We start from the raw sequence: 12,235 nt of genomic DNA on the forward strand, positions 1-12,235 counted from the left end.
CGTGAGACTTCATCACACCCACCGGCCTAAATCACATCAGAGTGGGAAGAACACACTTATGGCAAGAACGGCAGTGATGCCAACGATGACATTCATCGGAATCCCGATCTTCAGGAAGTCAGCGAACCGGTAGTTTCCCGCCCCGTAGACCAGTGTGTTGGTCTGGTAGCCGATAGGTGTGGCAAAGCTCGCGCTGGCCGAAAACATGACGGCAACGACGAAAGGCCGGGGATCGACACCAAGTTGCCCTGCCAGCGCAACGACAATGGGTGTGAAGATGACCGCGACGGCGTTGTTCGTAACCACCTCTGTCAGCACCGAGCCAACCGCGTAAACCGCCAGCAGGGTCACAAACGGCGGCAAACCCGCAAGCCAAGGTGTAAGCTTTTCCACGACCAACTCAACTGCACCGGTATTTTCCAAGCCTGCGCCGACGATCAGCATGGAGAAGATCAGCACCAGGATCGACGCATCAATAGAAGCCCAAGCCTCGTCGTTGTCGATGCAGCGCAGCACCAGAATGGCAGCGACCCCGATCAGCGCCAGGATGCCGATCGGCATGACATCGAAGGCCGCCAGCGCAACGATGCCCACCAGAGTGAGGATTGCAATCGGCGCCTGGCGACGCCGGAACGCCCGCCCGCCTGGTTCCGTCACCGAAACGACATCGCCGGTTTCCATCAGCTCATCAAAGCCCTCGGCCGTTCCTTCCAGGAGCAGCTTGTCGGCGGGGCGCAGACGGACGCTAGACAGATCCGCTCCGGCGACGTGTCCCGGGCGAAAAGCCCCCAAAACGCGCATTCCCGCACGTCGACCAAGCGCCAGATCCGCGATGCGCAACCCCGAGCTCCGCCTTGACGGGGTGACAATCGCTTCTGCCACGCGCACTTGCGCGTCCGGGTCCAGCTCGACCGTGCGGCGCAGCCCGACGCGCAAACCGGGTACTTCTGCAAACGTCAGCAACTCAGAGGTCGGCGCCACGATGATCACGGCGTCGCCTTTGCGTAGCTGCTGTTCAGACACGGCTCTGCGCTCAATCTGCGCCCCCCTGCGAAGACCCGTGACACGGATCCCTGGGCGCTGGAAATCGGCGATTTCGGATAGCAGTGTTCCGATCTTGGGATATGTCGCCAGCACCGTGATTTCAGACAGAAACTCTGTCTCGGCGGTCTCGGACTTGCCGCCCTGAGAGGCACGATCCGGCAGCAGAAATTTGCCAAGAACCAACATCACCGTGCCACCGACCGCCGCCACTATCATGCCGACAGGGGCGATTTCGAAGATCGAAAAAGGGGCCAGTCCAGCCTCACGCGCGACACCATCGACGAGCAGGTTTGTCGAGGTGCCGATGAGAGTGCACGTACCGCCAAGAATTGCTGCGTAGGACAGAGGAATTAAAAGGCGCGTGGACGCGATGTTGAGACTTGCCGCCAGACGGATGACCACCGGGATCAGCACCAGGACAACCGGCGTATTGTTCATGAACGCCGAGGCCGCGATGGTCGCGAAGATAAAGATTCCGATGGCCAGAACCGGTCGATCCTTTGCGCGGCCGATCACCAGCCCCGCAATTGCGTCCAGTACTCCGGTCCGCACCAGCGCCCCGGACACAACAAACATAGCCGCGATGGTGATCGGTGCTGAACTGGAAAAGACGTCCATCACCTCGTCGTTCGTCACCAGTCCAAGCAAGATGAAAAGGGCAGCGGCCCCGGCCGCCGTAACTTCGGGCGGATATTTTTCGATGGTGAAAGCAACGAAAAGAAGCCCGAGAATAACCAGAGCGATTATGGGCGCATTGGCCCCAACAAATTCACTCATTGTGAAAACCTTTGCGAGAGCCTGTCCTTCGGGCGACAGGCCCGCTGGATACATTGAGGAGTGAACCTCTGAGAGGTGTTTGAGTTCCGTCCTGGGCGTGAAGTAGACTGCCGAGACCGAACTCTCTTTCACGATCACTTCGCCCATTTTCGCGAGGGCCAGAGGGTTCAGCCGGTTCTGACCTACAGTTTTCTTTGTAATTGGTGCCGCAGCTTCACGGCCCACCCTCAGAAAGCACACAAATCCGGCAAGTTAAGTTCCACAGTGGACCGACGGGCGCCGCAACCTCACCCCAGCCAAGTTCAGGCGTAACCCTGCGTACATCCTGTCGCAATTAATTGACAAGGCCACGCTATTTCGGGAAGAGGAGCTTCGATTCACGGCGATCAGAGCTCAGAACTTGGGGCTGTCGTGCCCATCATCCATCCTCCTCATCGTGGAAAGAGGTGCGCCGTAGCGCTGCCTTTCGATGGCGGGACTATTCAACACTGTGGCAGCCATTTGGTGCCGCAGTTCAAACAAACTGTGCAGAGGATTACCCTGTGTCGGAGCAAGCCAGCGTGACAGACCCGTTCAAAGTAGGCTGGGAAGAATGGGTTGCCCTGCCCGGACTCGGCCTTCCCGCGTTGAAGACCAAGATCGACACGGGCGCCCGTACATCGGCGCTGCACGCCTTTGACATCGAGCCATTCGGCCCGTCGCAGGCCCCGCATGTCCGCTTCTCGGTTCATCCCATTCCGGGGCGCGAAGATGTCACCATCGCCTGTTCCGCCGAGGTCATTGACCGCCGGGAAGTCACATCGTCGAATGGCGAGACCGAATGGCGCTATGTCGTCCGCACTGACGTGGTACTGGGCGACAGGACGTGGCCGATAGAGATCACACTGACCGACCGGGGCAGCATGGCCTATCGCATGTTGCTGGGCCGGCAGGCATTGGCGGATGAGATGGTGGTCGTCCCTGGCGAAAGCTGCTGTCAGGGCGTCCTAGACTACTCCGCCTACCACTCCACTGCCGTTCAGGCCGCCGCTCCGTCGCGCACACTGAGAATAGCCGTTCTGAGCCGTGAAGGTGGTGCCTATTCCACCCGCAGGATCGTCGAGGAAGGCGCGGCGCGCGGCCATGTGATCGAGGTCATCGACACGACCCGGTGCTACATGATGATCAACCCCCTGCAGCCCGAAATTCACTACGACGGCGCCCGCCTGCCCCGCTATGACGCCGTCATCCCCCGGATCGGCACCTCCGTCACCGCCTACGGCGCGGCCCTCATGCGCCAGTTCGAGGCCTCTGGCACGTATTGCGTCAACGGCGCCGAAGGAATCGTGGCAAGCCGCGACAAGCTGCATGCCCACCAGATTCTGTCGCGCAGCCGGATCGGGATGCCCGCCACGGCCTTCGCCGCATCCCCCAAGGATACCGACAACCTGATCGCGCTGGTCGGCAACGCACCGCTGGTGGTGAAATTGCTGGAAAGCACCCAAGGCAAGGGCGTCGTCCTGGCAGAGACGCGCCGCGCGGCACAATCGGTCATTTCAGCCTTCCGCGGACTTAAGGCAAACTTCCTGGTCCAGCATTTCGTGAAAGAAGCCGGGGGGGAGGATATCCGCTGCATGGTCATCGGCGGTCGTGTTGTCGCCACAATGCTGCGGCGGGCAGAATCGGGCGAGTTCCGCTCGAACCTGCATCAGGGTGGCAGCGCTGAACCTGTCAAAATCACGCGCGCCGAGCGGGATACCGCGATCCGTGCCGCGCGGGCGTTTCGCATGGGCCTGGCGGGTGTAGATCTTCTGCGCGCACATGACGGGCCACAAGTGTTGGAGGTCAACTCCTCGCCCGGATTTGAGGGCATCGAGAAGGCGACGGGGCGCAACATCGTTGCGGCTCTCTTCGAGGAAATCGAGAAGAAGGTCCGCCCCACCGTAGCACGTCGCCGCTCTCCGCGTGCCGAGGCGGCCAATCGCTAGCCCGAAGAAGTCAAATCAAACAGGGATCGGAAGAGCAAATTGCTCAGGCCAGTATCTTATGGACCGGATCTAGGTTGAATTTGTCTGCCCCTGATGGCCAAACGTTGCGGAAGTCTCCGTATGATGTGAGGGCATTGAGGGGCATGAGCCGACCCACGACATGATGAGCCGCTACCAAGTCAGTCAGATGAGGCCGTCACTGTTCATGATAAGCGAAATTTACATCTGTATAGGCAACGGGGAAACCTCTCCCAGTCATCATCCGATTGTTCTCCTCGATGCTACGGTTGATACGCTTCGCCTGCTTGTTGGTTTACTGGGGTACAGGTTGGGCAGCCTCTCCCCGATTTCACTCAACCACAATCCATGCGCCAATCACTGACAAAGGCTTCACCTCAACGAATTCTGTTCAAACGCAAACCGGATCTAGAGGGGCGTAGAGGAATCCAATATTGGGATCGTTTCCGATCCTCATCCTAGCCGAGAAGCGAGGGCGGAGCGCTTGTCCAAAGCATCACACCGGCTCACTTTCACTCAAAGGCATCGTCGCACTCCCGTGATGAGATTGGCGCATAATGCCATCTTGCCCACCCCCGAAAAGGATCGCGCCATCAAGCCGCCGGATCGTTCCTCCGATACAAACCAGGAACAATTGCGAAACAACATATCGCGCATGGCAACAAAGCGGTTAATCTGATAGAGGAGTTCTCATGAAAAATGTTCCCAAGAAGACCACCGACGATGCGCTAATCCAAGAGTTTCTGGACAAGGGCGGCGAAGTCAGCGTTGGCAAGACAAAGCCCCTGCCAAGTGCATTAGGGTTGAGCAACAACGTCTGGAACAACAAGCTGACCAAGAAAGAGCGGGCTGCGCGCGACCCGAAGTAATCTTTCAGCGTTTGCCCAAGCATCTCTACCTGAGCCGTAGTTTTAGTTTGGTTATGTGCGTTCCTTCGAAAACAACCTCCCACCTTCATTTATGCTCCGCGACACGACCATGCTTGCGAAGGTTAACTGTCGCCATCTGCGCTTACATTTAATTCGCTTAACTAATCAATCTGAAAGCCACCTGCCTGCTACGGAGCCTGTCCAGAAAGTCTACCGGACTAAATTAGGCGTTTTCTTGCAGAAACCCTGAATTCACGCTTTGAAACTTAATAGTTTGCGTCTCCCGATGATATGCATTAGCTAAGCATCGAAGTCGGATGAGCCAACAGTTCTGCTGACCGCGCGGCCCTAGTATGCTCTGGGCGCTGCGCAGGTCTGACATGTGTTGGTCGCCCGGTTTGCCCGAAATTGCAGGAGCACTTTAATGCGTAAGCTAACCCTGACGTCGACGGCACTTGTTGCCCTAAGCTTCATCCCCGCCACCGCCAACGCCGCCGATGACACCGCACAATGCGGTGACGTCTCGATCGCCCAGTTGGGCTGGGCCGCGGCCGAAGTGACCACGAACATCGCCAAATTCCTGCTCGAGCAGGGCTATGGTTGCGACGTATCGCTCGTTCAGTCTGATACGATCCCCGCGATCACCTCGGTGGCCGAAAACGGCGAACCCGACGTCGTGACCAACCTCTGGCTGAATTCGGCCGGCGACGCCTATGCCAAGCTGGAAGAAGGCGGCACCATCAAGACGCTCACCTCGGTTCTGGATCCCGGCGGCGTTGAAGGCTGGTGGATCCCGACATCGCTCGCCACGGAACACCCCGAGCTGAAAACCATCGAAGGCGTTCTGGCGCACCCCGAATGGGTCGGCGGCCAGTTCAACAACTGCCCCGATGGCTGGGGCTGCCGGGTTGTGTCCGACAATCTGGCGCGCGCGCTGGATCTGAAGGGACACGGCATCGAAGTCTTCAACCACGGCTCCGGCGAAACGCTGGCCTCGTCGATGGGCGCGGCTGTCACCGACGGCAAGCCATGGTTCGGCTACTACTGGGGCCCGACCGTGCCGCTGGGCAAATACGACATGACCCGCGTGTCTCTGGGCGAGTATGACAAGGCCAAGTTCGACCCGCTGCAGAACCCCGACACGCCCGATCCCAAGGTCTCGGACTTTCCGGCCGCGCCGATCCTGACAGCCGTCACCACCGACTTTGCCAAAAGCAATCCGGCTGTGACCCAGTTCTTCACCAACATGACCTTCAAGACTGCGGACATGTCCGCGCTGCTGGCCTGGAAAGAGCAGAACAACGCGTCAAATCAAGAAGTTGCGGTCTATTTCCTGACCTCTTCGCCTGACACCTGGTCGGCTTGGGTGAACGATGGCGCCCGCGAAAAGCTCTCGGCTCTGATCGACTAAGACCCGAACCACCTTCGGGTGATGCAATCAGGCGGGGCCGTTCATCGGCCCCGCCTCTGTTTTTAGCAAGGAGGGGCTGCGGCCCGAGTGCACGACATGGCAACATACGACGGACTTTTCGACATGCTGGGCCTGCGCAGCTGGTGCGACGGTGGCGAGGGCGGCGGACCGATGTCGATGGCCGACCTTCTGGCCAAGACCGGGGGCTCGGGGGATGGCGCGACCAGATTGCCCTTCCCCTCGCTCGACACGCTGAACGATGCCTGTACGGCGTTTCCGCAATCCCGCGATCTGACGGTGGGGCTGGAAGAAGGCTTTCTGTCCATCCGTGATCCGCTGCGCGCGATTGTCGATCCGCTGACCCAACCGCTCAGCTGGCTGCTGAACGGCACACTCGACGCCATGACACATACGCCCTGGTTCATCATGATCCCGCTGCTGATGCTGATCAGCTGGTTTGTCGGACGCTCTTGGAAGGTTGTCGGCCTTGTCGCCATGGGGCTGGGTCTGCTGGCCTTCGTCGATTACTACGACTACGCCATGCAGACACTGGCGATCATCTTTGTCTGTGCCTTCATATGCGTGCTGTTCGGGGTACCCATCGGCATTGCCATGTCGCGATCCGACAGGCTGCAGCGTATCGCCATTCCGCTGCTGGACATGCTGCAGACGCTGCCACCCTTCGTATATCTGATCCCGTTGATCTTCCTGTTCTCGGTGACGGAACCCAAACTCTACGGGATTGCCGTGATCCTGTATGCCATCGTGCCCGTGGTGCGCCTGACCGACCTCGGCATCCGTCTGGTCGACAAGGACGTGACCGAGGCCGCCGATGCCTTCGGCATGACCAAGCGGCAGAAGCTGTTCGGCGTGCAGATCCCGTTGGCCCTGCCCAACATCATGGCCGGTGTGAACCAGACCATCATGATGAGCCTCGCCATGGTCGTGATCGCCTCGATGGTTTCGGCCCCGGGTCTGGGCATTCTGGTGCTGCGCGGCATCCGCAACCTGGAACTGGGCGTCGGCCTGATTGCCGGGCTGGGGATCGTGATCCTGGCCATCCTGCTGGATCGCGTCACCAAAGCATCATTGGCGCGGATCGATTCCAGCCAGTCCAGCCGTTGAAGGAGGTCCAGATGACCAAGACTGTCAAAATATCCATCCGCAACCTCTACAAGATTTTCGGGGACGATCCGCAAACGGCCCTCAAGGCCGTACAGGCCGGCAAAAGCAAGGGCGAGTTGCTGGAGGAAACCGGCCATGTTCTGGGCCTACGCGACATCAACGTCGACATCCATGATGGCGAAATCACCGTCATCATGGGGTTGTCGGGATCGGGGAAATCAACCCTGATCCGACACCTGAACCGCCTGATCGACCCCACCGCGGGCGAGGTCGTGGTGAACGGCGAAGACATCATGAGCTATGACGAGGAGCAGTTGCGCGGTCTGCGCCGCAAGACCATGTCGATGGTGTTTCAGAAGTTCGCCCTGCTGCCGCACCGCACGGTTCTGGAAAATGCCGGCATGGCGCTGGCGACCCAAGGGCTGAAGCAGGCAAATTTCGAGGCCGAGGCGACCAAATGGTTGGACCGTGTCGGGCTGGCAGGCTACGGCGCGCAATACCCCCACCAGCTGTCGGGCGGGCAACAGCAGCGCGTCGGCCTTGCCCGTGCGCTGACGTCGAATTCCGACATCATGCTGATGGACGAAGCCTTTTCGGCGCTGGACCCCTTGATCCGGACCGACATGCAAAGCCTGCTGCTGGAACTTCAGGCCGAGCTGAAGAAGACCATCGTCTTCATCACCCACGATCTGGACGAGGCGCTGAAACTGGCCGACCACCTGGTCATCCTCAAGGCCGGGGCCATCGTGCAGCAGGGCGAGCCGCAGCATATCCTGCTGAACCCGGCGGATCCCTACATCGAACAGTTCGTCGCCGACATCAACCGCGCGCGCGTTCTGCGTGTGCGTTCGGTGATGACAAAGGGTGCGCCCGAAGGTGACGTGGCGGGTGACATCGCCGCAAATGACAACCTGGAAAGCGTCATTGCCCTCGCCCGTGGGAAGATGGACAACCGCTTCCGCGTCATGGACGGCGACACGCCCGTCGGCTCGCTCAACATGACCGAGCTGATGCTGGCTCTTGTCCCGCGCGAGGAGACGGTCGCGCAATGAACAAGCAATCGCGGCTCGCCTCTTCCGGGCGGCAAGCCGCGTCTTTCATGTCGGGCCCACACCTCACCCGAGCACGAAGGACCGTTCATTGCCGTCCCGAAGCACTTCTAAAGGCACCGAAGTCATCGGCATTAACCTCAACGATGAAACGAGGACTTCATGAAGCGGACAAGTAAAAGATCCTAGGCGTCGGATCCCCACTGAGGTCAAACGTTGCCATTCGAATACCACGATCAGCGACGGCCCCACTTACGCGACCTGATGTCAGCCCACAATTGCGCAGGCTGGTACGAGACCGCCCATGCTCTCACAAATGGTGATACAGCGGCAAACCTCGACATCGGGCCCAAACAGATTCATCCGAAATCGGATCCACAAGTCGCGATGGTTTAACGCCCATGGTCACTGCAATGTCGGAGACATGCCTAAGTCTCAAAAGGCATGTTCCAACTTCCGGTTCGCAACCCCTCGCGCAATTCGGCCTCAGGCATCGGCGCGGCCAGACCGTATCCTTGAAGATAGTTGCAGCCCATGGCTGTCAGCAACCGCACATGATCAGCCGTCTCGACACCTTCAGCGATGACATCGATATTGTGCATGCGGCCGATTTCGATGATCGAGCGCACGAGGGTTCCCTGCTTCTCGCCCAAGGTCAGAGGCCTGACGATCTGCTGATCGATTTTAAGCCGATCCGGCTGTAATTGAAGCATACCAACAATCGACGCGTGTCCGGTGCCAAAGTCGTCGATCTCGATTTCGATCCCCATACCGCGAATGGCGGCGATATTTGCAGCTATGACCGGGTTCTGAGTATCCAGAAACACCGTCTCAAGAAGCTCGAATGCAATCCGTCCCGAAGGAATATTCAATTTCTCAAGACGGAGAGGCAACTGTGGGTCAGAGAGTCTGCGCGCTGAGACGTTCACAGACACGCGCGGCACCGGAAGGCCCAGCGTCAACCAGTGCGCCTGATCTGTCATAACCTGATCCAGCACACGCTGATCGAGACGATCGACCACCCCCAGTTCTTCGGCCAGATCAAGAAAGACAAATGGCAGTTCGACCGTCCCGTCGGGCCGGCGCCAGCGCACCAGTGCTTCGACACTGCTGAGCTGCAGCGATCCGGCCTCGAACTGCGGCTGATAAACGCAAAAGAACTCGTCCCGTTCGAGCCCGCCAAGAAACGCGTCAGCCAGCAGCCGCTTTGTCTCGATCGCAGTGCGCATCCGATCAGAAAAGAACACGCTACGTCCGCGCCCGCTGCCTTTGGCTTCGTAGAGCGCCATGTCGGCATTTTCAAAAACCTCATCCGGCGTCTGGGCCGGCATCTCACCAAGGGCGATCCCGATCGACACTCCAAACCGGCAATTCTTGCCGTTCACCTCAAAAGGCGCATGCAATTCAGTGACGATCTGTTCGGCGATCCCGGCCAGAACATCTTGATCGGGAGCCTGCTCAAAGAAGACAACGAATTCATCACCACCAACCCGCGCGACAGTCGCCGTGTTGGGCACAAGGTTGTCCATGACGCACGCCACATGGCGCAGCACCGCATCGCCCGCAGCATGGCCGAGGGTGTCATTGATCTGCTTGAAGCGGTCGAGATCGAGCTGCATGATGGCAACGCGGTGATCCTTGCCGTGCAAAGCCTTCATCTGCCGGTCGAGGAAACGGCGGTTGGGCAGATCGGTCAGCGCATCATGCAAAGCGTTGTATTCCATCTCCGCGCGCGCCTGTTCCAGCTCCTCGTTGCGTTTGCGCGCCAGCGCGTGGGCACGTCGCAGCTCGTCAGCAGCCTCTACGTCGGCTGTCACATCCCAGTCGACGCCGATAAGACCGTGTCCGATGGTGTCATTGAACAGATTTGTTGAACGGGATCGAATGAACCGCACAGATCCGTCTGGTCTGACCACCCGGTAATCTTCGGAAAAGGTGATCTTGCCGGCCTCGACATCAGACGACTGCGACAGCACGCGATCCCTGTCATCGGGATGGATCGACTGCTCCCAGTAGCCATCCGGGATCGGACCGGGGGGCAGGTCGAGACCGTAGAGCTCCATCATCCGGGCGTCCCAGATGACCTCATCCTTCGCGAGATCCGCATCCCAGATCCCGACACGCGTCGCCTGAATGGCGATTTCGAGGCGTTGTGACATGCGGAAGATCTTTTCGCTCGAGGCTTTGATCTCGGTGATGTCGGTGTCGATGCCGATGATCCGGGACGCGCGGCCCTGACTGTCGCGCGCAATAACCCGTCCCCGCGACAGGATCGAGATCCAGTGACCGTCCCGATGCCGCTCGCGGTACTCCTGAAACACGGTCTCCGTATTGCCGTTGACCGTTGCATCGATCTGACGCGCAAGAGATGCGCGGTCGTCCGGGTGGGTGCGCGCAGCAAGCGCCTCGCGGCTCTCATCAAAGGCATCGTCGGGCCCATAGCCGCGCATGGCACGCCAAGTCTGCGATACATAGCGGGTGCCAGCGACTTCGTCATTGTCCCATAGCCCAAGCTGACCGTATTCAGCCGCGATCAGCCAGCGTTGTTCGAGACGGGCAATGTCGCGGATGTATTCCTCAGCGGAATGCGAGGCCGTGATATCGGCATCCGTTCCCGCAACGCGCACCACTGCCCCACTCGCGTCGCGCTCAATGACAGCGCCTTTGCAGAGGATGGTCATCCAGTGCCCCTGTGCGTGCCTCTCGCGGTAAATGAAAGGCACAAAATCAGCTTCGCCAGTCTGCAGTTTGCGCTGATAATCGAACAGAGCCGGCCGATCCTCCGGATGCACCTTCACATTCCAGGTCTCGTGGTCTTCAATGCCCGTCTCGCCAGACCGATAGCCGCGCAATGTATACCAGAGTTCGGACGCCTCAAAGGCGCCAGTCACAGGGTTACTTTCCCAATAGGCATTGGATAACTGTGATAATATCCGATGAGCAGATTCACGCGATGTGGATGCCACCCGGTCGGCATTCTGCTCTGGCATGTTAGAGATGCCGATGTCGGGGACTTCCTGCACGAAAAACCCGTAGGCCCGACCGTCGGCCTCCCTCAGCGGCGAGATCCGAACATCCATTTCGGGCTGAAGCAGCTCTACCTCGATAAAGTCGCTGGGTAGAGCGATATTGCATTCAGCATCCGCAGTACTGTTTCCCTCGGCGCAGCGGCTGAGGTCAGTCGGCTGCGGACCAGCAAAAGGTTCTTCACCAAAGGTTGAGGTCTGCTCTGCGCTCAGCGCCGCAGCCATGCCGGCAACATGCGCACGCGCCTCTGCACCCTTGATGCAGTCAAGAATACAATGACCCACCGGGTTTGGCGCCCCGAACCGACGCGCAAATCCCGGGGTGGTGTAACGCACGATCAGCTTTTCGTCGAGTACGGCGCCATCCACGACCAGCGACGCCACAAGCTGGGCAAGAAAAGCCTCCAGAGCGTTATTTCCTGGCGTGTTCACCGACATTCTCCAAGTGTAGCACAATCCTACCCTGCCCTGCATGTTGCCGCTGCTTTCTCGGACGTTCCCCAAGAAATCTGGCAACTGAGGGCAAAATCGCTTGATTATGCTTTTCGATCAAATATTTGGCGCTCCGTACAGCGTCTGAGTTTACCAGAACGCCTGAATGATATTGAAGGTCAACCCGGCCAAGACAGTTATCGCGAGGTTCTGGACTATAGTGACTATCATGCGATCATCTCCTGAAAAGCCGGCGATCTTGGCGCAGAAAGGTAACTTGCATGCGCAGATATTAACTCTCAAGAACAAAGCTCAAGATCAGACGATTTAGACTTTCTGCATGCTTCCGGCCCAGCAAGGCGAACATATTTCCGAGCGATCTTCTTTGATGACCAAGACGCTAATAGGGCCCTGACCGGCCTTTCCCACGCGACACAGTTGTAGCCAAGTCGGTGTCATACTAGTCTTAAATGGGACAGGGTTGTTCAATCACAATGGGTTATACTGGTTGGATACA

7 protein-coding genes are annotated in these 12,235 nt (G+C 58.8%); 5 read left to right on the top strand and 2 right to left on the bottom strand.

The window, feature by feature from the left end:
- Nucleotides 1-36 precede the first annotated feature (36 nt).
- A complete protein-coding gene (locus F3W81_RS05825; protein WP_193082696.1) occupies nucleotides 37-1,821 on the bottom strand; it encodes an SLC13 family permease in 1,785 nt (594 codons plus the stop codon).
- Nucleotides 1,822-2,381: 560 nt separating this feature from the next.
- Between F3W81_RS05825 and rimK the strand changes: the two genes are divergently transcribed.
- The 5 genes from rimK (at nucleotide 2,382) to F3W81_RS05850 (ending at nucleotide 8,263) form a co-directional block, all read left to right on the top strand.
- Nucleotides 2,382-3,788, top strand: coding sequence for a 30S ribosomal protein S6--L-glutamate ligase (gene rimK, locus F3W81_RS05830; protein WP_226941873.1), 1,407 nt, complete (start codon nucleotides 2,382-2,384; stop codon nucleotides 3,786-3,788).
- A gap of 710 nt (nucleotides 3,789-4,498) precedes the next feature.
- Nucleotides 4,499-4,675, top strand: a complete 177-nt coding sequence (locus F3W81_RS05835; protein WP_193082698.1) for a hypothetical protein — start codon at nucleotides 4,499-4,501, stop codon at nucleotides 4,673-4,675.
- 424 nt (nucleotides 4,676-5,099) lie between these two features.
- Complete coding sequence (locus F3W81_RS05840) at nucleotides 5,100-6,086, top strand: ABC transporter substrate-binding protein (RefSeq protein WP_193082699.1); 987 nt, start codon at nucleotides 5,100-5,102, stop codon at nucleotides 6,084-6,086.
- Nucleotides 6,087-6,182: 96 nt separating this feature from the next.
- Nucleotides 6,183-7,211 (top strand): ABC transporter permease, encoded by a 1,029-nt coding sequence (locus F3W81_RS05845; protein WP_193082700.1) that lies wholly within the window; start codon nucleotides 6,183-6,185, stop codon nucleotides 7,209-7,211.
- Nucleotides 7,212-7,222: 11 nt separating this feature from the next.
- Nucleotides 7,223-8,263 (top strand): quaternary amine ABC transporter ATP-binding protein, encoded by a 1,041-nt coding sequence (locus F3W81_RS05850; RefSeq protein WP_193082701.1) that lies wholly within the window; start codon nucleotides 7,223-7,225, stop codon nucleotides 8,261-8,263.
- A 425-nt stretch (nucleotides 8,264-8,688) separates the two neighbouring features.
- Here F3W81_RS05850 and F3W81_RS05855 read toward each other — a convergent pair whose 3' ends face one another.
- Entirely contained in the window at nucleotides 8,689-11,718 is a 3,030-nt protein-coding gene (locus F3W81_RS05855; protein ID WP_193082702.1) for a bifunctional diguanylate cyclase/phosphodiesterase, read from the bottom strand.
- Nucleotides 11,719-12,235 lie beyond the last annotated feature (517 nt).

This window comes from Pseudooceanicola spongiae, from assembly GCF_014899185.1.
In the GTDB taxonomy this organism is placed as follows: Bacteria; Pseudomonadota; Alphaproteobacteria; order Rhodobacterales; family Rhodobacteraceae; genus Pseudooceanicola; species Pseudooceanicola spongiae.

Coding starts and splice junctions, on each gene's coding strand:
- F3W81_RS05845 (WP_193082700.1), top strand. CDS start 6,183: ATGGCAACATACGACGGACTTTTCGACATGCTGGGCCTGCGCAGCTGG.
- F3W81_RS05840 (WP_193082699.1), top strand. CDS start 5,100: ATGCGTAAGCTAACCCTGACGTCGACGGCACTTGTTGCCCTAAGCTTC.
- F3W81_RS05850 (WP_193082701.1), top strand. CDS start 7,223: ATGACCAAGACTGTCAAAATATCCATCCGCAACCTCTACAAGATTTTC.
- F3W81_RS05825 (WP_193082696.1), bottom strand. CDS start 1,821: ATGAGTGAATTTGTTGGGGCCAATGCGCCCATAATCGCTCTGGTTATT.
- F3W81_RS05835 (WP_193082698.1), top strand. CDS start 4,499: ATGAAAAATGTTCCCAAGAAGACCACCGACGATGCGCTAATCCAAGAG.